The organism is Formosa sp. A9 (genome assembly GCF_051200825.1).
In the GTDB taxonomy this organism is placed as follows: Bacteria; Bacteroidota; Bacteroidia; order Flavobacteriales; family Flavobacteriaceae; genus Formosa.
In genome coordinates this window covers 1,898,392-1,919,233 of sequence record NZ_CP195158.1, presented here as the reverse complement: position 1 = coordinate 1,919,233, position 20,842 = coordinate 1,898,392, and the positions used below count along the sequence as shown (strand labels likewise).

The window sequence follows — 20,842 nt, the reverse complement described above, 5'->3', positions numbered from 1 at the left end:
TAAGAGGCTGTCTTAAAAGTTTGTTTTCCGTCAATCTGAATTTATTTCAGATTTTCACAATTATTGATTTACAATATGATGAGATTCTGTGTCTAGCACAGAATGACGTATTTTTAAATTTTTATGACAGCCTCTTGTTTTATAATGCTTTACCCTAAATTGTGTATTTAATATTTATTTATATCTTTAATGGTATTAACCAGATGAGTTGGTCATATTGTGCTACAACTTAAAAATTATTCCAATGTTTTTGGTATGACTTTTATAGATGAGCATTCTGGTTATTTAACGGTAACAGAACAGGGGCTGGATCGTATTCTTTACTTCGAAAACGATCTGTAAACTTTAGTATTATTTTCTGGGATGATATTTTTCTACTACAGCAGTAAGGTGCTTTTTATCTAAATGCACATAAATTTCTGTTGTTGTAATACTTTCATGTCCCAACAGTAATTGTATAGAACGTAAATCTGCTTGATTTTGTAATAAATGAGTCGCAAATGAATGTCTAAAAGTATGTGGAGATATAGTTTTATTCAATTCTATCTTAACAGCCAATTGTTTTATAATCGTAAAAATCATGGCGCGAGTAAGTTGTTTACCGCGTCTGTTTAAAAACAAAGTATCTTCAAAACCCGATTGAATGTTTACTTGAGGCCGAATTCTAGTAAGATAAATATTGATATATTTTATTGTTGAGGGTACAATAGGCACAAAGCGCTGTTTATTGCCTTTACCGGTTACTTTAATAAAGCCTTCATCGAAAAATAAATCCGAAATTTTTAAATGGGTTAATTCACTTACACGTAAACCACAACTGTAAAGTGTTTCTAAAATGGCACGATTGCGTTCGCCTTCGGGAGTCGATAAATCTATAGCCTGTATTAAGCGGTCTATTTCAGATTCGCTTAACGTATCTGGAAGTTTTCGTCCAATTTTAGGCGATTCGATTAATTCTAATGGATTATCGTTACGGTAATCTTCAAACATAAGATAATCGAAAAAACTGCGTAATCCAGATATTAATCGTGCTTGCGAACGGGCATTAAGCGTTTTAGAATGGTGATAAATAAAATCTTGTATGTGATGGGCTTGTATTTGGGTTGGCGACAGCTCTGTAGTAGTGTCTTCTAAAAAACGAATCAGCTTTTTAACATCTAAAGCATAACTGTTTACAGAGTTTTCAGATAAACCACGTTCAATCTTTAAATATAAGCTGTAATCTTTTAAGGCATGTTTCCATTTCATGCACGAAAATTAATACAAAATTTACAATTCTAAATTAAAATAATAGCTGATATCAAAGTTTATGTAATTATAAAATACTACTTTTATAATAGAACAGGTTAACAATCAATTGCATGTTACACTTGTTTTAAGTCTAAATCAATAACCAAATAATATGAAAAAAGTTTGCATTACTTTCGTTTTTATGATGTTTCTAACTTTAGCCGCTAGTGCACAAACCGTTGTTAGAACTACAACCACAACTCAGCCACAAACTGTTTATCGCGCCTTGCCTACTGGACATTCAGGTTTAAATATTGGAGCTAGTTTTATGTTGCCAATAGCCGAATTATCCGATTATTCTTCTGCAGGTCTTGCCGTTGATATTAATTATTTATATCCAGTAGCGCCAGGTTTTAATATGGGTATTGCTTCGGGATATGGTATTGTATTTGCCGATGATTATGAAGGATGGTTGGTAGATATTGAAGGTGAAGATTTTCAATTTCTCCCTATTGCTGTAGCTACACGTTATGTGCCAACACAGCAAATAGAATTTGGAGTAGATTTAGGATATGCCATTGGTTTATCTGACAGTTTTGATGATGGCGGATTTTATTACCGACCAGTATTTGCTTTTAATCTTAACGATTTAATGCAGTTAAATTTATCGTATACCGGAGTAAGTAACAACAATAGTTGGGTAACATGGTCTACAATTAACTTTGGACTTATGCTTAATTTGAACTAAAAATATAATACAGTATATAGAAAGGCGAAATTCTAAGTTCGCCTTTTTTTATGCGCTATTCTTTTTCTATTTTTACTTTATGAAGAAACTAATTATTATAAATGGTCCTAATTTAAATTTATTAGGAAAACGCGAACCTGCAATTTATGGCAGTTTAACGTTTACCGAATTTTTTGAAACTGTAAAACAGAAATATACACAAGTAGAATTATCGTATTATCAATCAAATATTGAAGGCGAAATTATAGATAAATTGCACGACGTAGGGTTTAATTATGATGGCATTATCTTAAATGCCGCAGCATACACCCACACCTCGGTGGGTATTGGAGATGCTGTAAAAGGAATAGAAACTCCTGTGGTAGAAGTACATATCTCTAACACTTTTGCAAGAGAAGAATTTAGGCATCAATCGTATATTTCGCCAAATGCCAAGGGCGTTATTCTTGGTTTTGGATTGCAAAGTTACGAATTGGCCATTCAAAGTTTTTTGTAAAAACAGCATAAAAAATCCCGAAACTGATTTCGGGATTTTTAACTTATAACCATTCTGTTTTCGCTTCAATAGGCGAGGGGATTCTTTCTGGTGAAGGCGTATCGTAATGGCCCAAATAGAAAAAACCTAAACACGTTTCGTTGGATTCTAAATTGAAAAAATTGCCCATATGTGTAATTAACCCAGGGGAACTCCAATACGCACCTAATTTTAAAGCAGTAGCTGTTAACCACATATTTTGTACAGCCATAGCTACAGCAGCTATTTCTTCCCATTCGGGAATACTTTCTTTAGGGTCTCTAGCCATACAAATGGCAATTATAGCACCAGCTTTTGTAGGGTTTGTTTTTAGTTTTTTATACTTAAATTCCGAAAATTTATCGCCGCTGGTTTGTTTGAAGGTTTCTGCTAAAAAGAGACCAAGTTTTTCTAAGGTTTCTCCTTGTATTACCTTAAAACGCCAAGGTTCTGTTAGTTTATGTGTTGGTGCACAATTTGCGGCGTTTAATAGCTGTTCTATAATTGATTTATCAATAGGCTTTCCGTTGTATTGATCTGGAAAAATAGAGCGTCGCTCTTTAATTATATGTTGAATATCCATGATTTTATTTTTTCAAAAATAATGACATTTTTAAGGGATTACAAGTTTAATTTGGCAGGAATGTTATTTGCAAAAAAAAGAAGGTTCATAACAATTATGAACCTTCAAAGACTATAAAATCTATATATTTTATTATAAGTGAATCACTTCGTCGTAAGCATCAGCAACAGCTTCCATTACGGCTTCACTCATAGTTGGATGCGGGTGAACAGCTTTTAAAACTTCGTGTCCTGTAGTTTCTAATTTACGACCTAAAACAGCTTCAGCAATCATATCGGTAACACCGGCACCAATCATGTGACAACCTAACCATTCGCCATATTTAGCATCAAAAATCACTTTTACAAATCCATCTTTATTTCCGCCCGCACTGGCTTTACCTGAAGCAGAGAATGGGAATTTACCAATTTTAAGTTCGTAGCCTTTTTCTTTAGCTTGCTTTTCGGTTAAACCAACACTAGCAATTTCTGGAGAGGCGTAAGTACAACCAGGAATATTACCGTAATCTAAAGGCTCTACATGCATACCAGCGATTTTCTCAACACAAAGAATACCTTCGGCAGATGCTACGTGTGCTAATGCCTGTCCAGGAGTAACATCTCCAATAGCATAATATCCAGGAATGTTAGTTTGGTAATAATCGTTTACTAAAATTTTATCGCGATCTACGGCAATACCAACATCTTCTAGACCTATGTTTTCGATATTTGTTTTAATACCAACAGCCGATAGAATAACGTCTGCTTCTAAAATTTCTTCGCCTTTTTTAGTTTTTACAGTAGCCTTAACCCCTTTACCAGAAGTATCTACTTTAGTAACTTCGGCAGAAGTCATGATATTAATACCGTTCTTTTTAAACGAACGTTCTAATTGCTTAGAAACATCTTCATCTTCAACAGGAACTACATTTGGTAAGTATTCTACTATAGTAACTTCTGTACCCATAGAGTTATAGAAATATGCAAATTCTACACCTATAGCCCCAGAACCAACTACAATCATTTTTTTAGGTTGTTCGAGTAAGGTCATCGCTTCGCGGTAACCAATTACTTTTTTGCCATCTTGCGGTAAACTAGGCAATTCGCGAGAACGTGCACCAGTAGCAACAATAATGTGGTCGGCACTGTATTCTGTACCATCTACTTCTACTTTTTTTCCTGGTTTTAGTGTTCCGAAACCATTAATAACGTCGATTTTATTTTTCTTCATTAAAAATTGAACACCTTTACTCATGCCTTCTGCAACACCTCTAGAGCGTTTTACAACAGCATTAAAGTCTTTATCATATTCTTTTACAGATAATCCGTAATCTTTTGCGTGTTTTAAATATTCAAAAACTTGTGCAGATTTTAAAAGGGCTTTCGTAGGAATACATCCCCAGTTAAGACACACACCACCTAAATTTTCTTTCTCAACTATTGCAGTTTTAAATCCTAATTGAGATGCTCTGATGGCTGTTACGTAGCCTCCAGGACCACTTCCAAGAACAATAATATCGTATTTACTCATGTCAATTTATTAAATCATTTAAAGCTACGAATTTACGAAACCTATTTCGAATATAGAATTTTACTGCAGATAAAAATTTAACTTTTATAGCTTTTAAACTGAAAAAGAAGACACTTAATATTATTGGAAATTTATGGCCCGGGAACAAATTTTAAAGCCACACCATTAATGCAGTGTCGCTTACCCGTGGTGTTTTTAGGGCCGTCGTTAAAAATATGCCCTAAATGACTGCCACAATTGGCACAATGCTCTTCGGTACCGTAGATAGGATGGCTGTCTTTTGAATAGGCAATAGCTCCTGGAATTTCTTGATCGAAGGCAGGCCAACCGCAACCAGCATCGAATTTAGTGTTGCTTTTAAATAAGGGGGCATTGCAAGCCGCACAGTAATAGGTTCCTGCTTTAAAATTGGCATCTAGCGGACTCGAATATGCAGGTTCTGTTCCAGATTCTCTTAAAACGCGATAGGCTTCTGGGGAAAGTTGGGCCTTCCATTCACTTTCAGTTTTAGTAACATTAAAACCTTCTATTTTGGTGCTGTTGTTTTTTTGAGCATTGCTTTGGCAAGCGGTAAACATAACAAGGGTAATTATGGCAAATAGCTGTTTCATAAAAATTGTTTTGTAAAATTTGTCGTTTAATATCGACTAGACTTACTAATTGATCTCTTCATTTAGATTTTAAATTGATTTATTTTCTATTCAAAGCAAAAAAAATAAGGTTCGCATTAAAGTCGTTTTTTTCATTTTTATATTTTAGTAAAAAATTGAAATCAGTTATGAAGCTTAAATCTGTTGTAAAACTCTTAGTATTTGTTAGTATGTGCTGTGGCTGTGCCACAAACCCGTTTACAGGTAAACAAACCATGGCATTGGTATCTAACGATCAACTATTTCCTGTTTCTTTTCAACAGTATAACGATTTTTTAAAGGAGCATAAAGTAGTAGAAGGCACAGAAGATGCCAAGCGAATAGAACAAGTTGGTAAACGCATAGCCAAAGCCGCAGAACGGTATTTAAACGCCAATGGATATATAGGGTATTTAAAAGATTATAAATGGGAATACCATTTGGTAGACGATAAAACGGTTAATGCTTGGTGTATGCCAGGTGGTAAAATTGTTTTTTACACAGGTATTTTACCTGTAGCCAAAACCGATGCTGGTATAGCTGCCATTATGGGACACGAGGTGGCACATGCCTTAGCAAACCACGGGCAACAGCGTATGAGTGCTGCTTATATACAACAAGGTATTGCTCTTGCAGGTAATGTAGCTATTACCGATGAACAAAGTAGAGATTTGTTTAACGAGTATTACGGAGTGGGATCGAATGTTGGTGCCATGTTGCCTTTTAGTAGAAGTCATGAGGCCGAAGCCGATAGAATAGGCATTGTACTTATGGCTATTGCAGGCTACGATCCTGCTGTTGCGCCGGAGCTGTGGAAACGTATGGAAACTGTTAGCCCAAGTAGCACCCCAGAAATTTTAAGTACACACCCAGCGACATCTTCAAGAATATCTAATTTAACAGCTTTAGTACCAAACGCTAGGGCAGAAGCTAAAAAATTTGGCGTAACATCTTTTTCTAATTAATGTTTTGTAGCCATTATATTTATCCTAATTTAGGAACCTGTAACGTAACCACCACCAATGAAAACATATCCTAAAGGAAGTAAAACCTTATTAAATGCATGGGCGTTTTACGATTGGGCAAATTCTGTGTACACTTTAACCATTGCATCTACTATTTTTCCAATATTTTATGGTGCTTTATTTGTAACTGATAATAAATACATTCATGTTTTTGGAACAGAAGTAAAGAATTCAGCGCTCATTTCATTTGTAACCGCTTTTGCGTTTTTGGTTATTGCCTTTATTTCTCCAATTTTATCTGGTATAGCCGATTATATAGGAAATAAAAAAGTCTTTATGAAATTCTTTTGTTATACTGGTGGTCTGGCTTGTATTGGCTTAAATTGGTTTAGTTTAGATTATATATATTTAAGTTTAGTATTTTATTTTTTAGGATTGATAGGATATTGGGGAAGCCTAGTATTTTATAATTCGTATTTACCCGATATAGCTTTTCCGGAACAACAGGATAGGATTAGTGCTAAAGGCTTTTCGCTAGGCTATTTAGGCAGTGTGTTATTATTAATTATAAACCTGGCTATGGTAATGAAACCAGACTGGTTTGGAATTACAGGAACAGAAGGCGAAGCCGCCATGAAAGCCATGCGATATTCGTTTATAACTGTTGGTTTGTGGTGGATTATTTTTAGTCAGTACACGTATTATATTTTGCCTAAAGGAGTAAAAACAGGACGTAAAGTTACCAAAGAAGTGCTGTTTAATGGTTTTAAAGAACTTAAACATGTTTTTGAAGCTATTAAACAAAATACACGATTAAAACGATATTTACGTGCCTTTTTTGTTTATAGTATGGCCGTACAAACCATTATGCTCGTAGCTACCTATTTTGGCGAACAAGAAGTAGATTGGGGTGGCGAACAAGAAAAAACGATGGGCTTAATAGTAAGTATTCTAGTCATACAGATTGTAGCAATACTAGGTGCGTTTTTAACCTCTAAAGCTTCAGCTAAATTTGGTAATATTAATACACTTATTGTAGTTAATTTTGTTTGGATGGCGTTGTGTTTTTACGGATATTTTGTAGAAACGCCAACACAATTTTATATTACCGCTATGTTTGTTGGTCTGGTTATGGGAGGGATTCAAGCATTGTCTCGATCAACATATTCAAAATTTTTACCAGAAACCACCGACACAACTTCTTTTTTCAGTTTTTATGATGTTGCCGAAAAGATAGGCATCGTTATAGGTATGGTAATTTACGGAAGTATCGACCAGATAACCGGAAGCATGAGAAATTCTATCTTATTTCTATTCATCTTCTTTTTAATTGGTATTATTCTGTTGTACCGTGTTCCTAGAAAAACAGAGCAAGCATTATAAAATAAAAAGAGGCTGTACAAGAAGTTTAATAGTGCGTCATTCTGTGCTTGACACAGAATCTCACCGTATTTAAAATTAATAATTATGAGAATCTGAAATATAAATACAGATGGACGAAATGCAACTTTTTATATAGCCTCTAATATTGATGATACCAATACGGATTGGTTTTAATGTGTTGAAATGCTCCCTGAACCAGAGACTTTGGTGTCTTCTTTTTGGGGTTGACCTTTATAAGTGATATCGCCAGACCCCGATACTCTGCCTTTTAAATTGTTTAGGCTTACCACATCGGCATCGCCAGAACCAGTAACTGAAGCGTCTGTGTTTTTAGACTGCAAATCGAATCCGTGAAAATCTCCAGATCCTGTAACTTCAACTTCTAAATTTTCGGTGTCGCCTTTTAAAGTGATATCGCCAGAACCGGTAATTTCAGCTTTTAAATTACTTGTACTTACATCTAAAACCACATCTCCAGAACCTGTTAAGGAAACTTCTAGGTTATCTTCAGAAATCACATCGGTGTTTTTTAAATCGCCCGATCCTGTAAGCGCAATTTCCGAAACGGCTTCAAAAGGAATGGTAATAATAATGCCTTTATTTTTACTTGGTCTTAGGTTTGTACCGTCTTTTACTTTTACAACCAAATTATTTCCGTGCACTTCGGTTACGATGTAGGGAAGTAAATTCGATTCGCCTTCTAAAGTAATATTACCTTCCTGACCTTTTATTAAAATAAAGTCCATAGAGCCAGCACATTTTATACCGCTGTACTCGGCTGTAGATCTGCTAATGGTAGTTGTGTTTCCGTTACCATTTATGGCATTTGTGCCGTACTGCGCACACGAATTTAAAGTTATGGCCAAGATGGCACTTAAAAGCATTTGTTTTACAATAACTGTTTTCATTTTTTGATGGATTTGATGATTAATTTTTTATGAACGATACGCTACCGTAATCGGAGCTTATTCTTATAGAGTTGGTGGTGTTGGCATTTCCGTAATACCCTTTATAATATTTATCTGAAGATTCGATGCGTTTTATATTAAATTGAAAGCCGTCTTGGTCGCGCAAATCGGCATACTCTAAATCGAGCTCGAAATTAAAGTGAAAATTTGCATCGTAACCAATTTTAATACCAACATAATCGGAACTAATATTGATGCTCTCGGCATTGGCCGACATGTTTTTTATCTTAATAGAGCCATAGTCAGCATTAATGTCTACCGATTTATACACATCGCCAATGACTAATGTAAGGTAGTCACCCTGACCTTTAAAATTATTGACCTTGTCGATGGTCATACTGCCGTAATCGCAATTATAGCTTACGTTTTCACCAACTTCAACTTTGCTGTTGGTATAATCGGCTTGTATAACAAGTTGCTTGGTTTTAGAGACAGTAAACTCGCTATAATCGGCATTTATTTTTCCGCTTTTAATGTATTCGAAATACGAGTTTTTAGTGTAATCAAAATTTATTTCGTTATTATCGGCCATGAGCTCTTTGGTTGTAATTTTACCATAATCACAACTAATTTTTGCTTGCCCTTCTAGTCGGTCTACATTAATGGCTCCATAATCGTTACTTAAGTTAACACTGTTAGTAATAGGAATTTTTACTATGTAATTAATCTTCATATTAACATTATCGGCACCGTTCCAATCCCACCACTTCGATTTGTTTTTTTCGAATAGGGTTTTAGCCGAAACCTGACTCGGCGAGGCTTCAAATTCTACTGTAATATTGCTAAGTTTGTTTTGTACTTTATCGGCATTATTGCCATTGGTTGTAATGGTAATTTCAAAAACAATACGGTTTTCGTTCCAAGTTACAATATCTACATTTCCGTAGCTATTGTCTACACTTAAATTGGCTTTGCTATTAACTTTAAATTCCTTTTTAATTACTTTTTCTTCGGTATGTTTGCCATTCCAAGGTGTGTTGTTGGCAAAATTTAAAAAAGGAATAGCTAAAAGTAAACAGGCTATTTTATATGGTAATTTTGTTATCATGGGTTGTTTGTTTTAATTGTTTTACATTATCGATCGTTTCTAATACTTCCTGAAGAATAGAAATTCTATTCTGGAAATTTGCAATCATGGCATAGATTACGCGTTTATCGTTGCCGCTATTGCTTAAATCGGTTTTTAGTTTTTCGTAATCGCTTTCTAAAATTTCTAATTGTTTTAGGGCATCTTGTATTAGGGGTTGTACTTCTGGGGCATTTTCTTTTTCTAATTGTTTTAATTCTTGGGTTAATGTGGCATTAAAAAAGCTTTGAGTTTCTGCCATTTCTGGCGATACACTTGCTAAATCGTAAGTTTTATTTTCGGGTTTAAATGTAAAAGTTAAGGCAATTAATAACACTACCGTAGCAGCAACAGCCAACCATGGTCTAAAAGTTATTTGTTGTTGTTTTTGTGCGGGTACTGTGGTATGCTGTGCGTTTAATTTATCTAAAAATCGTTCTTGGTGCGCTGCATTAGGCTCCGCTACATCGAACGCGTCCTGTAACGTTCCAAAAAGCTTATCGATATCGTCTGGTTTCATAATTTTAAATGTTATACTACGTGTTGTAGTTTTTGTCTTAAACTTTCTTTAGCTCTAGAAATGGTAGTTCTGCAATTGGCATACGACACATTCATGATGCTTGAAATTTCTTCGTAATCGTAACCTTCAATTAAATGAAGGGTTAGTGCAATTCTGTAATTATCTTTTAAAGTATTCATGGTCTTTAAAACATATTTGGCTTTTTCTTTGGCTTTCTCGTCTTGAGTTAAATCTACACTGGTATCTTCAACTTTATACATTACATGCTCAAAAGGCACATCGGTATACGTACTATTCCTATTAAAATGATAAATACTGTTGTTAACTACTATACGCTTTAACCAAGCTCCAAATGTCGATATATCTTTTAGGGTGTGTAATTTTGTAAATGCCTTTAAGAACGATTCTTGCATAATGTCTTCGGCTTCAAAACTATTTTTCACAATTCTAAACGATGTATTGTACATTGCTTTATAATACCTGTTATACACTTCCATTTGTGCCGACTGGTTTCCTGTCTTACAAAGGTCTATAAGTGTGTCTATATGTTGATTGGTTAACGACAACGTTATGTAATAATTGATGGTTTAATTTAAAGATACAGGTAAAGTCTTTTTGTTACAGTTTTAAAATAAAACTTTTTGATTTTTTTTAAAACTTGGCATATTAATTGAAAAATAGATACTGGTTATTTCTGAAAATTAGTGATTAAAGCATTAATTTTGAAGATTCTAAATAGAAATTAGCACACAACAATTAAACACGAAATCTGTTTTTATAATTTTTAAATGACAGATTGACCTAAATTTTTATATGAAAAAATCTAATTTTTTAAGTCTTGACAGTTTGTCATTACAGGAATTCGACGAAAATTCGGAGTTAATTCCTTTAATGACTCCAGAGGATGAAGAAGAAATAAATAAAGAACAATTACCAGATACCTTACCCATTTTATCGCTAAGAAATACGGTGTTATTTCCTGGTGTAGTAATTCCTATTACTGCGGGTCGCGATAAATCTATAAAGTTAATTAACGATGCCAACAATGGAGGTAAAGTTATAGGTGTAGTATCTCAAAAAGACGAAACTATTGAAGATCCGTCGGCTAAAGATATTTACGAAACCGGTACTGTAGCTAGAATTTTGCGCGTTTTAAAAATGCCAGATGGTAACACAACAGTTATTATACAAGGTAAAAAACGCTTTAAAATTAATGAGGTTATCACCGAGGAACCGTATTTAAAAGCGACCATATCTGAAGTTCCAGAAGCAAAACCCGCTAAGGATAATGAGGAATTCGAGGCTATTATAGATTCTATAAAAGAATTATCGCTTCAAATTATTAAGGAAAGTCCAAACATTCCTAGCGAAGCTTCTTTTGCTATTAAAAACATAGAGAGTAATTCGTTTTTAATCAATTTTGTATCGTCTAACATGAATCTTACGGTACAAGAAAAGCAAAGTCTTTTAGAAACTAACGACCTTAAAGAGCGTGCGCTGGAAACTTTAAAATTCATGAATATCGAGTTTCAGAAATTAGAACTTAAAAACGATATTCAATTAAAGGTTCAAAACGATATGAACCAACAACAGCGCGAATATTTCTTGCATCAGCAAATGAAAACCATTCAGGAAGAATTGGGTGGTGTTAGTTATGAAGAGGAAATTGAAGACATGCGCAAGCGTGCTAAAACCAAAAAGTGGAGCGAAGACGTTAAAAAGCATTTCGATAAAGAAATTGCTAAAATGCAACGTATGAATCCGCAAGTAGCAGAGTATTCCATTCAAAGAAATTATTTAGATCTGTTTTTAGATTTACCTTGGAATGAATTCAGCAAAGATAAGTTCGATTTAAAACGCGCACAAAGAATTCTGGACCGCGACCATTATGGTTTAGAGGATGTGAAACGCAGAATTATAGAATATTTGGCTGTTTTAAAATTGCGTAACGACATGAAATCGCCAATTTTATGTCTTTACGGGCCTCCTGGCGTGGGGAAAACCTCTTTAGGGAAATCTATTGCCGAAGCCTTAGGTAGAGAATATGTTAGAATATCGTTGGGCGGATTAAGAGATGAAGCCGAAATACGCGGACACAGAAAAACCTACATCGGTGCTATGCCTGGTCGTATTATTCAAAGTCTTAAAAAGGCAGGGACTTCCAATCCTGTATTTGTTTTAGATGAGATTGATAAGCTATCCAATTCGCATCAGGGCGATCCGTCTTCAGCTTTATTAGAAGTGTTGGATCCAGAACAGAACAGCGAATTTTACGATAACTTTTTAGAGTTGGGTTACGATTTATCTAAAGTTATGTTTGTGGCCACTTCAAACAGTTTAAATACCATACAGCCGGCACTTTTAGACCGTATGGAAATTATTAACGTTACGGGCTACACCATCGAGGAAAAGGTAGAAATCGCCAAACGTCATTTGGTTCCAAAACAGTTAAAAGAGCATGGTTTAACCGATAAAGATTTAAAAATTGCTAAACCGCAATTGGAAAAAATTGTTGAAGGCTACACAAGAGAATCTGGTGTTCGTGGCTTGGAAAAGCAAATAGCAAAAATGGTGCGTTATGCCGCCAAAAATATTGCTATGGAAGAAGATTACAATGTAAAAGTGACCAACGAAGACATTATTGAAGTACTAGGCGGCCCTAAATTAGAGCGCGATAAATACGAAAATAATAATGTTGCCGGTGTGGTTACAGGTTTGGCTTGGACACGTGTTGGTGGCGACATTCTTTTTATTGAATCTATTTTATCTAAAGGAAAAGGAAACTTAACCATTACAGGTAATTTAGGGAAAGTTATGCGGGAATCGGCCACCATTGCTATGGAATATATTAAAGCCAATGCCGAAGAATTAAATTTAAGTCCAGAGGTTTTCGATAAGTATAATGTGCACATTCACGTGCCTGAGGGTGCTACGCCAAAAGATGGGCCAAGTGCGGGTATTACTATGCTTACCTCGTTAGTGTCGTTATTCACACAACGAAAAGTGAAAAATAGTTTGGCAATGACGGGCGAGATTACCTTGCGAGGAAAAGTGTTGCCTGTAGGCGGTATTAAAGAGAAAATATTAGCAGCCAAACGCGCTCGTATAAAAGATATTTTGTTATGCGAAGAAAACAGAAGAGATATCGAAGAAATTAAACCAGAATATTTAAAAGGTTTAACATTCCATTACGTGACAGAAATGAGCGACGTCTTAAAAATTGCCTTAACAAATCAAAAAGTGAAGAACGCGAAAACACTCTAGACAAAAGGTATTTTATAATTTTAAAAGCATTAAAATCAAATGGATTTTAATGCTTTTTTTGTTTTAATTTGTAAGTCAATCAAAATAGTTATAAACCATGAGAGTGTTTAAAATTTTATTCTTAACCGTAGTTGTATTACTTTTTGGTCAATCTGCATTCAGTCAAAGTAAGGTCTATAAAGAGCAGGTTTCCGTAAAAGCTTTGGTAGGCAGCCCTGACGAAGATATAATAAGTGAAAATTTTGATTTACAACAATATATAGAATCTATTTATATCAATTCCAGCAAATTTTATAATCAATCTTTACCTTATATTAAGACTGGTGAGTATAGAGTTTTATTAGACCGTGGAAAGGACGTAGAAAAGCTGTTTATAAAAACAAAGGAATTACAGGGAGTTTCTATGAATAGAGTCGATGCACTAACATTTAATAAATCAACTTTGTATGACGCCCTTTATGGCACATATGCATCAGTATTAGGCATTGTTACTATAAAACTAAAAGAGGAGTGAAAACTGAATAAATTTAGTTTGTTTTAAGTGAAAACTTTTATGACGTTAATATCAATTAAAAAACATTTTTTTTGATTGACATGAGATTACTTATAATCAAGAAGCATTGAACCCATGACGGATTTTATGCTTTTTTGTTTTATAACTAGTTCCTTTTATATACGAAACATTTTTTATGGTATGAAAATATAATTTGTAATTCATCGTTTTAAACCTAAGTTTTCTTTAATTTGCACCCGTATGAAGCAAAAAATACTACTGTTTATTATTGGTTGTTGTAGCGCTGTTATGTCTGCTCAATTGGGCGGAGAGTCTACATACCAGTTTTTAAACCTAGTATCGTCGCCTAGACAAGCGGCATTGGGTGGCAAAGTGTTGACAAATGTCGATTACGATGTTACTCAGGCACTTTATAATCCAGCTACAATTAATGTAGAAATGGATAATCAATTAGCTTTAAACTACACCAGTCATTTAGGAGCGGTTAGTTATGGTACTGCGGCTTATGCCTATACTTGGGATAGACGCACGCAAACATTTCATGGTGGTATTACGTATGTGAATTACGGAGAGTTTGACGGATACGACGAAGCGGGTAACCCAACAGGTACCTTTAGTGGTAGCGAGTCGGCTTTATCTTTGGGTTATGCTTTACGCGTTGGAATTTCAGATTTTTATGTAGGCACAAACCTTAAACTTATCACTTCTAAATTAGAACAGTATTCTTCTTTTGGGGCAGCATTAGATTTTGGAATTCTATATATAAATGACGATTTAGATTTTAATGCCACATTAGTTGTTAGAAATCTAGGAACCCAAATTACTACTTACGCGGGCAACCGAGAACCCTTGCCTTTAGAAATAGATTTCGGGATGTCACAAAAATTAGCCAATGTACCTTTACGCTGGCATCTTACTTTAGAAAATTTACAGGAATGGCCTATCGCAGTTTCTAATCCTGCAAGAACAGAAACCGATCTAGAAGGCAACCAAACCGCCGAAGATGTTTCGTTTTTACAAAATGTTATTCGTCACACCGTAGTTGGAGCTGAGTTATTTCCCGATAAAGGATTTAATATCCGATTGGGTTATAGTTTTAGGCGTGGCGAAGAATTACGAATTGTAGACCAACGCAATTTTTCTGGTTTATCTGCAGGTTTTTCAATAAAATTAAACCGCATGCGTTTCAGCTACACTTATGCGAGTTATACTAGTGCGGGAAATTCTAACTTTTTTGGATTAAATATAGATTTACAATAATGAAAACAATTACCATAGCTATCGATGGTTTTTCATCTACAGGAAAGAGTACTATTGCTAAACAAATTGCCAATACTTTAGGCTATGTATATGTAGACAGTGGCGCTATGTATAGAGCTGTAACCTATTACGCTATGCAAAATAATTTCATTAACACAAAAACATTTAATACAGCAGATCTTATAGCTGCTCTTTCAAAAATAGAGGTTTCATTTAAATTCAATCCCGAATTAGGCTATGCCGAAGTGTATTTAAATGGTAACAATGTAGAGCAATATATTAGAACTCTAGAAGTTTCAAATTTGGTGAGCCAGGTAGCTGCGGTGCCAGAAGTTAGAGCCGAATTGGTGAAAATTCAAAAAGAAATAGGAAAAAACAAAGCCGTAGTTATGGATGGTCGAGATATAGGTACAGTGGTGTTTCCCGATGCCGAACTAAAACTTTTCATGACTGCTACTGCCGATACTAGGGCGTTAAGACGTTATAATGAATTAAAAAATAGAGGGGAGGCCATTTCTTTTGAAGCTGTTTTAGAGAATGTAAAAAAACGCGATCATTTAGATAGTACTCGTAAAGACTCACCGTTGTTTAAAGCAGAAGACGCTATAGAGATTGATAATTCTAATGCGACTATTCAAGAACAAGTCGATTACATATTAAAACTTGTTAACGAACGTACAGCTGTTTAAATGCATATTTTTAAAGTAGGTCATCATCTTAAAATCTCTTCAATGTATATAACAAATCTTTTTACTAATTAGATATGTCGATAATGGCTTAAAAATCAACATGTTTATTTAGTTTAAAAAATTAGGCTATTACAATAAATATAATTAATTTTGCACTCCTTTTAGCAGCAATTGAAAAATAAAAGGAACGATTTTAATGTATATATAACGCTTCTGTGTGTTAGCTGCTTAATTTTTTCAATAACAGACAGAATACAAAACATAATATAGAGTCTTCATAAAAATTTAAAACTCTGTATTATCATTTATTTAAATGGCTGAAAAAGCAAAACAAGCTGAAGTTGAAGCAACTGAAGCAAAAGTAGTAGAGGCTCCAGTAGTATCTGAAGCTCAAGCAAACCCTGAAAAATTCTTAAAAGAGTTCAACTGGCACAACTACCAAGAAGGTATCGACGAAGTTGAAGATTCTCAATTAAAAGAATTTGAAAAATTAGTAGCAGAGAATTTTGTAGACACTTTAGACGATGAAGTTGTTGTTGGTGAAGTGGTTCATATTACAGATCGCGATGCTATTATCGATATTAACGCGAAGTCTGAAGGTGTAATTTCTTTAAACGAGTTCCGTTATAATCCAAACTTAAAAGTAGGAGACAAAGTAGAAGTATTAATCGATGTTCGTGAAGATGCAACTGGTCAGTTAGTTTTATCTCACCGTAAAGCTCGTGTTATCAAAGCTTGGGATCGTGTTAATGCAGCTCACGAATCTGGTGAAATCGTTAATGGTTTCGTTAAGTGTAGAACTAAAGGTGGTATGATTGTAGATGTATTCGGTATTGAAGCATTCTTACCAGGTTCTCAAATCGATGTGAAGCCTATTAGAGATTACGATCAGTACGTAAACAAAACAATGGAATTCAAAGTTGTTAAAATCAACCACGAATTTAAAAACGTTGTTGTTTCTCATAAAGCACTTATCGAGGCTGATATCGAAGAACAAAAGAAAGAAATTATTGGTCAGTTAGAAAAAGGCCAAGTATTAGAAGGTGTTGTTAAAAACATTACTTCTTACGGTGTATTCATCGACCTTGGTGGCGTAGATGGTTTAATCCACATTACAGACCTTTCTTGGTCTCGTATTAACCACCCTAACGAAATCGTTGAGTTAGACCAAAAATTAAACGTTGTTATTCTTGACTTTGATGAAGATAAATCAAGAATCCAATTAGGTTTAAAACAATTATCTAAACACCCTTGGGATGCTTTAGGTGAAGAAGTAAAAGTAGGAGACAAAGTAAAAGGTAAAGTAGTTGTAATTGCAGATTACGGTGCATTTATCGAAGTTGCAGAAGGTGTTGAAGGTTTAGTTCACGTTTCTGAAATGTCTTGGTCTACACACTTACGTTCTGCACAAGATTTCGTATCTGTAGGAGACGAAGTTGAAGCAGTTATCTTAACTTTAGATAGAGAAGAGCGTAAAATGTCTTTAGGTATTAAGCAATTAACTCCAGACCCATGGACAGACATTACTTCTAAATACCCATTAGGTTCTAAACACACAGGTATTGTTCGTAACTTTACAAACTTTGGTGTATTTGTTGAATTAGAAGAAGGTATCGACGGATTAATTTATATCTCTGATTTATCTTGGACTAAGAAAATTAAGCATCCATCAGAATTCTGTGCTGTAGGCGATAAATTAGAGGTTGTTGTTCTTGAGTTAGATGTAGAAGGACGTAAATTATCTTTAGGTCACAAACAAACTACAGAAAACCCTTGGGATAAATACGAAACTGATTTTGCTGTAGGTACAACACATACTGCAGAAATCGCAGAAGTAGTAGACAAAGGTGCTACAATCAACTTTAACGAAGATATCGTTGCTTTTGTTCCTTCTCGTCACTTAGAGAAAGAAGATGGTTCTAAATTAGGAAAAGGAGATTCAGCAGAATTCAAAATCATCGAGTTCAATAAAGAATTCAAAAGAGTAGTTGCATCTCATACTGCTATATTTAAAGAAGAAGAGATTGCAAACGTAAAAGCTGCTGCTAAAAAAGTAGCTGCTCAAGCACAAGAAGCTAAACCAACTTTAGGTGATGCTAACGATGCTTTACAAGCTCTTAAAGATAAAATGGAAGGAAAATAATTTTTTTCTAACTATTTAAAACTTAAAAGCCTTCCAAAATATTGGAAGGCTTTTTTATGTTTTGCCCATAAGTAAAACACAAGTATTAAAATTTTACCTTACCTTTGTTAACCAAATACGTTTGGAAACAATATGAGTCAAAAAGTGTTACTTAATGCAACAGAGGTAAACATCATTCTTCATCGATTGGCTTGTCAACTTATAGAAAAACATACCGATTTTTCTGAAACAGTTTTAGTGGGTTTACAGCCAAGAGGAAAATATTTAGCCCAACGCATTGCGAAAATTTTAAAGGAAGACTACAAAATAAAAGACCTAAAGTTGGGCCTGTTAGACATTACCTTTTATCGCGACGATTTTAGGCGAAGCGAAAAACCTTTAGAAGCCAATACCACAGAAATAAGTTTTATAGTCGAAGAAAAAAATGTGGTGTTTATAGACGATGTGTTATACACAGGGCGTAGTATAAGAGCCGCACTAACAGCTATACAATCTTTTGGGCGCCCTAAAGAAATAGAACTACTTACGTTAATAGACAGACGTTTTAGCAGACATTTACCTATACAACCCAATTTTAGAGGTCGACAAGTAGATGCTATCAATAAAGAAAAAGTAATAGTACAATGGCAGGAGCAAGGCGAAGAAGATGCTGTGTACTTAATAAATAATTAAATAAGATGAGCGAATTAAGTGTCAATCACTTACTAGGTATTAAATATCTTAACAAACAAGATATTCAGTTAATTTTTGAAACTGCCGATCATTTTAAAGAAGTTATCAATAGGCCAATTAAAAAAGTGCCTTCGCTTCGAGATATTACCATAGCAAACCTCTTTTTCGAAAATTCAACCCGAACTAAATTATCGTTCGAGTTGGCAGAAAAACGATTATCTGCCGATGTTATTAATTTTTCGGCAGGGCAATCTTCAGTAAAAAAAGGTGAAACTTTAATAGACACGGTAAATAACATTCTGTCTATGAAAGTAGATATGGTAGTCATGCGTCATCCCAATCCTGGGGCAGGCGTATTTCTATCTAAGCACGTAAATGCAAGTATTGTAAATGCTGGAGATGGAGCGCACGAGCACCCTACACAAGCCTTATTAGATTCGTATTCTATACGCGAGCGTTTAGGTAGTGTTAAAGGTAAAAACGTTGTTATTGTAGGCGATATTTTGCATAGTCGCGTAGCTTTATCTAATATTTATGCTTTGCAATTACAAGGCGCCAATGTTATGGTGTGCGGGCCTAAAACTTTAATCCCGAAGTATATCGATAAGCTTGGAGTAAAAGTTGAAACAGATTTACGTAAAGCATTAAAATGGTGTGATGTAGCTAATATGTTACGCGTACAGAATGAGCGTATGGACATTAGTTATTTTCCTAGTACGCGCGAGTACACACAACAGTTTGGAGTAAGTAAAACGTTGCTTGATAGTTTAGATAAAGAGATAACTATTATGCATCCTGGACCTATAAATCGTGGAGTAGAAATCACGAGTGATGTTGCCGATTCTAAACAAGCCATCATTTTAGATCAAGTACAAAATGGTGTCGCTATTAGAATGGCTGTTATATATTTATTAGCTTCAAAAATAAAACAGTAATTTATGATTTTAGATACCGATGGTAATATTACTATTATTACCCAAGAAACAGCATCTCCAATACAATTAGTTCAAAAAATAGAGGCATCGTATTCTAAATTTAAAAACGATAATATTATTGTAAATCTATCGTCTTTAAACAAAGTCACTTTAGAAAATATAATCGAGTTCCTTCAAGTGTCTAATACCCATCGCAAGGCCAAACATTCGTTTGTAATTGTTTCCGATAAAATTAATTTAGACGAAACACCAGACGAAATTGTAGTGGTACCCACCATGCAAGAAGCTTACGATATTATTGAAATGGAAGAAATGGAACGCGATTTAGGATTTTAATACATGCAATTAACTATTTTAGGTTGTCATAGTGCCACACCAAGAATTTCTACACATCCAACCGCTCAGGTGTTAGAAATAAACAATCATATTTTTTTAATCGATTGTGGCGAAGGTACCCAAGTGCAACTTAGAAAGTATAAAATTAAATTCAATCGCATAAAACACATATTTATATCGCATTTACACGGCGATCATTTTTATGGTTTGGTAGGGTTAATTTCTACGTTCAGGTTACTAACCCGAGAAACAGATTTACATGTTTATGGCCCAAAAGGCATAAAAGAAGTAATTACACTTCAACTTAAACTCGCTAAATCTTGGACTAATTTTAACTTGATTTTTCACGAACTCACTTCAAAATCTACCGAAATTATTTTTGAAGATGATAAAGTTGAAGTACATACCATTCCCTTAAACCATAGGGTGTACACCAACGGATTTCTTTTTAAAGAAAAAGAAGGCGAGCGTAAGTTAGATATGAATGCGGTATTGAATGCAAATATTCATGTAGCATATTATAGAAAATTAAAGCAAGGTGCCGATGTTGTTAATGAAGATGGGGTTTTAATAAAAAACGAAGCCGTTACAAAACCACCTAAACCTATAAAAAGCTATGCTTTTTGTAGCGATACTGCTTATTCCGAAGCTATTATTCCCATTATAAAAGGCGTAACCGCTTTATATCATGAATCTACTTTTTTAGAGCAACATGCGCAATTGGCGCAACTAACAAAACACAGTACAGCTAAGCAAGCGGCAAGTATAGCCCAAAAAGCTAAGGTAGCGCAGTTAATTTTAGGACATTTTTCTACACGATACGACAATCTTAATATGTTTAAAGAAGAGGCTCAAGAATACTTTGAAGCAGTAGAATTGGCCGAAGCGGGTAAAACATTTTTAATTTAAACTAA

Annotated in this window: 21 protein-coding genes; 13 read left to right on the top strand and 8 right to left on the bottom strand. The window is 34.5% G+C overall.

Annotation, left to right across the window (positions count from 1 at the left end; genetic code table 11):
* Nucleotides 1–351: 351 nt before the first annotated feature.
* Nucleotides 352–1,248 carry a site-specific tyrosine recombinase XerD gene (gene xerD / locus ACR9EA_RS08745; RefSeq protein WP_435139740.1) on the bottom strand — a complete coding sequence of 299 codons (897 nt, stop codon included), beginning with the start codon at nt 1,246–1,248 and terminating at the stop codon, nt 352–354.
* Between the two features lie 154 nt (nt 1,249–1,402).
* Between xerD and ACR9EA_RS08740 the strand changes: the two genes are divergently transcribed.
* Nucleotides 1,403–1,978 carry a hypothetical protein gene (locus ACR9EA_RS08740; protein ID WP_435139738.1) on the top strand — a complete coding sequence of 192 codons (576 nt, stop codon included), beginning with the start codon at nt 1,403–1,405 and terminating at the stop codon, nt 1,976–1,978.
* A gap of 79 nt (nt 1,979–2,057) precedes the next feature.
* Complete coding sequence (gene aroQ / locus ACR9EA_RS08735; protein WP_435139736.1) at nt 2,058–2,474, top strand: type II 3-dehydroquinate dehydratase; 417 nt, start codon at nt 2,058–2,060, stop codon at nt 2,472–2,474.
* 43 nt (nt 2,475–2,517) lie between these two features.
* Here aroQ and ACR9EA_RS08730 read toward each other — a convergent pair whose 3' ends face one another.
* From ACR9EA_RS08730 to msrB, 3 genes are all read right to left on the bottom strand, one after another.
* The gene (locus tag ACR9EA_RS08730; protein WP_435139734.1) at nt 2,518–3,075 is read right to left on the bottom strand and encodes a nitroreductase family protein; all 558 of its coding nucleotides are present in this window, start codon (nt 3,073–3,075) and stop codon (nt 2,518–2,520) included.
* A gap of 132 nt (nt 3,076–3,207) precedes the next feature.
* On the bottom strand, nt 3,208–4,584 hold the full coding sequence (gene lpdA / locus ACR9EA_RS08725) for a dihydrolipoyl dehydrogenase (RefSeq protein ID WP_435139732.1): 1,377 nt from the start codon (nt 4,582–4,584) through the stop codon (nt 3,208–3,210).
* Between the two features lie 131 nt (nt 4,585–4,715).
* Nucleotides 4,716–5,195, bottom strand: a complete 480-nt coding sequence (gene msrB / locus ACR9EA_RS08720) for a peptide-methionine (R)-S-oxide reductase MsrB (protein WP_435139730.1) — start codon at nt 5,193–5,195, stop codon at nt 4,716–4,718.
* A 167-nt stretch (nt 5,196–5,362) separates the two neighbouring features.
* On the opposite strand from msrB, the gene ACR9EA_RS08715 reads away from it, so the two are divergent.
* Both ACR9EA_RS08715 and ACR9EA_RS08710 read left to right on the top strand, forming a co-directional pair.
* Entirely contained in the window at nt 5,363–6,178 is an 816-nt protein-coding gene (locus ACR9EA_RS08715) for a M48 family metallopeptidase (protein WP_435139728.1), read from the top strand.
* A 57-nt stretch (nt 6,179–6,235) separates the two neighbouring features.
* Complete coding sequence (locus tag ACR9EA_RS08710) at nt 6,236–7,561, top strand: MFS transporter (protein ID WP_435139726.1); 1,326 nt, start codon at nt 6,236–6,238, stop codon at nt 7,559–7,561.
* Nucleotides 7,562–7,731: 170 nt separating this feature from the next.
* Here ACR9EA_RS08710 and ACR9EA_RS08705 read toward each other — a convergent pair whose 3' ends face one another.
* The 4 genes from ACR9EA_RS08705 to ACR9EA_RS08690 are packed head-to-tail and all read right to left on the bottom strand — an operon-like array spanning nt 7,732 to nt 10,681.
* Nucleotides 7,732–8,469 carry a head GIN domain-containing protein gene (locus ACR9EA_RS08705; protein WP_435139724.1) on the bottom strand — a complete coding sequence of 246 codons (738 nt, stop codon included), beginning with the start codon at nt 8,467–8,469 and terminating at the stop codon, nt 7,732–7,734.
* 19 nt (nt 8,470–8,488) lie between these two features.
* Nucleotides 8,489–9,577 (bottom strand): hypothetical protein, encoded by a 1,089-nt coding sequence (locus tag ACR9EA_RS08700; RefSeq protein ID WP_435139722.1) that lies wholly within the window; start codon nt 9,575–9,577, stop codon nt 8,489–8,491.
* On the bottom strand, nt 9,555–10,115 hold the full coding sequence (locus ACR9EA_RS08695) for a hypothetical protein (protein ID WP_435139720.1): 561 nt from the start codon (nt 10,113–10,115) through the stop codon (nt 9,555–9,557). The genes ACR9EA_RS08700 and ACR9EA_RS08695 overlap by 23 nt, the downstream gene beginning before the upstream one ends.
* 11 nt (nt 10,116–10,126) lie before the next feature.
* On the bottom strand, nt 10,127–10,681 hold the full coding sequence (locus ACR9EA_RS08690) for an RNA polymerase sigma factor (protein ID WP_435139718.1): 555 nt from the start codon (nt 10,679–10,681) through the stop codon (nt 10,127–10,129).
* 247 nt (nt 10,682–10,928) lie between these two features.
* Between ACR9EA_RS08690 and lon the strand changes: the two genes are divergently transcribed.
* The 9 genes from lon to ACR9EA_RS08645 all read left to right on the top strand — a co-directional run bounded on the left by lon (nt 10,929) and on the right by ACR9EA_RS08645 (nt 20,837).
* Nucleotides 10,929–13,379: an endopeptidase La gene (lon, locus tag ACR9EA_RS08685; protein ID WP_435139716.1), complete on the top strand. Its 2,451-nt coding sequence runs from the start codon at nt 10,929–10,931 to the stop codon at nt 13,377–13,379.
* A 97-nt stretch (nt 13,380–13,476) separates the two neighbouring features.
* Entirely contained in the window at nt 13,477–13,893 is a 417-nt protein-coding gene (locus ACR9EA_RS08680) for a hypothetical protein (RefSeq protein ID WP_435139714.1), read from the top strand.
* Nucleotides 13,894–14,133: 240 nt separating this feature from the next.
* Complete coding sequence (porQ, locus tag ACR9EA_RS08675) at nt 14,134–15,153, top strand: type IX secretion system protein PorQ (RefSeq protein ID WP_435139712.1); 1,020 nt, start codon at nt 14,134–14,136, stop codon at nt 15,151–15,153.
* Complete coding sequence (gene cmk / locus ACR9EA_RS08670) at nt 15,153–15,842, top strand: (d)CMP kinase (protein ID WP_435139710.1); 690 nt, start codon at nt 15,153–15,155, stop codon at nt 15,840–15,842. Before porQ ends, cmk begins: the two co-directional genes overlap by 1 nt.
* 313 nt (nt 15,843–16,155) lie before the next feature.
* Complete coding sequence (gene rpsA, locus ACR9EA_RS08665) at nt 16,156–17,985, top strand: 30S ribosomal protein S1 (RefSeq protein ID WP_435139708.1); 1,830 nt, start codon at nt 16,156–16,158, stop codon at nt 17,983–17,985.
* 132 nt (nt 17,986–18,117) lie between these two features.
* Nucleotides 18,118–18,657: a bifunctional pyr operon transcriptional regulator/uracil phosphoribosyltransferase PyrR gene (gene pyrR / locus ACR9EA_RS08660; protein ID WP_435139706.1), complete on the top strand. Its 540-nt coding sequence runs from the start codon at nt 18,118–18,120 to the stop codon at nt 18,655–18,657.
* A gap of 5 nt (nt 18,658–18,662) precedes the next feature.
* Nucleotides 18,663–19,592 (top strand): aspartate carbamoyltransferase catalytic subunit, encoded by a 930-nt coding sequence (locus tag ACR9EA_RS08655; RefSeq protein WP_435139704.1) that lies wholly within the window; start codon nt 18,663–18,665, stop codon nt 19,590–19,592.
* Between the two features lie 3 nt (nt 19,593–19,595).
* Complete coding sequence (locus ACR9EA_RS08650; RefSeq protein ID WP_435139702.1) at nt 19,596–19,928, top strand: ribonuclease Z; 333 nt, start codon at nt 19,596–19,598, stop codon at nt 19,926–19,928.
* Between the two features lie 3 nt (nt 19,929–19,931).
* On the top strand, nt 19,932–20,837 hold the full coding sequence (locus tag ACR9EA_RS08645) for a ribonuclease Z (protein ID WP_435139700.1): 906 nt from the start codon (nt 19,932–19,934) through the stop codon (nt 20,835–20,837).
* The last annotated feature ends 5 nt before the right edge of the window (nt 20,838–20,842 follow it).

Excerpts from the sequence above, each read along its gene's own strand:
- pyrR (WP_435139706.1), top strand. The coding sequence starts at position 18,118 with ATGAGTCAAAAAGTGTTACTTAATGCAACAGAGGTAAACATCATTCTT.
- ACR9EA_RS08650 (WP_435139702.1), top strand. The coding sequence starts at position 19,596 with ATGATTTTAGATACCGATGGTAATATTACTATTATTACCCAAGAAACA.
- ACR9EA_RS08740 (WP_435139738.1), top strand. The coding sequence starts at position 1,403 with ATGAAAAAAGTTTGCATTACTTTCGTTTTTATGATGTTTCTAACTTTA.
- lon (WP_435139716.1), top strand. The coding sequence starts at position 10,929 with ATGAAAAAATCTAATTTTTTAAGTCTTGACAGTTTGTCATTACAGGAA.
- xerD (WP_435139740.1), bottom strand. The coding sequence starts at position 1,248 with ATGAAATGGAAACATGCCTTAAAAGATTACAGCTTATATTTAAAGATT.
- aroQ (WP_435139736.1), top strand. The coding sequence starts at position 2,058 with ATGAAGAAACTAATTATTATAAATGGTCCTAATTTAAATTTATTAGGA.
- rpsA (WP_435139708.1), top strand. The coding sequence starts at position 16,156 with ATGGCTGAAAAAGCAAAACAAGCTGAAGTTGAAGCAACTGAAGCAAAA.
- ACR9EA_RS08645 (WP_435139700.1), top strand. The coding sequence starts at position 19,932 with ATGCAATTAACTATTTTAGGTTGTCATAGTGCCACACCAAGAATTTCT.
- ACR9EA_RS08700 (WP_435139722.1), bottom strand. The coding sequence starts at position 9,577 with ATGATAACAAAATTACCATATAAAATAGCCTGTTTACTTTTAGCTATT.
- ACR9EA_RS08680 (WP_435139714.1), top strand. The coding sequence starts at position 13,477 with ATGAGAGTGTTTAAAATTTTATTCTTAACCGTAGTTGTATTACTTTTT.
- ACR9EA_RS08730 (WP_435139734.1), bottom strand. The coding sequence starts at position 3,075 with ATGGATATTCAACATATAATTAAAGAGCGACGCTCTATTTTTCCAGAT.
- ACR9EA_RS08655 (WP_435139704.1), top strand. The coding sequence starts at position 18,663 with ATGAGCGAATTAAGTGTCAATCACTTACTAGGTATTAAATATCTTAAC.
- ACR9EA_RS08705 (WP_435139724.1), bottom strand. The coding sequence starts at position 8,469 with ATGAAAACAGTTATTGTAAAACAAATGCTTTTAAGTGCCATCTTGGCC.
- cmk (WP_435139710.1), top strand. The coding sequence starts at position 15,153 with ATGAAAACAATTACCATAGCTATCGATGGTTTTTCATCTACAGGAAAG.
- ACR9EA_RS08715 (WP_435139728.1), top strand. The coding sequence starts at position 5,363 with ATGAAGCTTAAATCTGTTGTAAAACTCTTAGTATTTGTTAGTATGTGC.
- porQ (WP_435139712.1), top strand. The coding sequence starts at position 14,134 with ATGAAGCAAAAAATACTACTGTTTATTATTGGTTGTTGTAGCGCTGTT.
- lpdA (WP_435139732.1), bottom strand. The coding sequence starts at position 4,584 with ATGAGTAAATACGATATTATTGTTCTTGGAAGTGGTCCTGGAGGCTAC.
- msrB (WP_435139730.1), bottom strand. The coding sequence starts at position 5,195 with ATGAAACAGCTATTTGCCATAATTACCCTTGTTATGTTTACCGCTTGC.
- ACR9EA_RS08710 (WP_435139726.1), top strand. The coding sequence starts at position 6,236 with ATGAAAACATATCCTAAAGGAAGTAAAACCTTATTAAATGCATGGGCG.
- ACR9EA_RS08695 (WP_435139720.1), bottom strand. The coding sequence starts at position 10,115 with ATGAAACCAGACGATATCGATAAGCTTTTTGGAACGTTACAGGACGCG.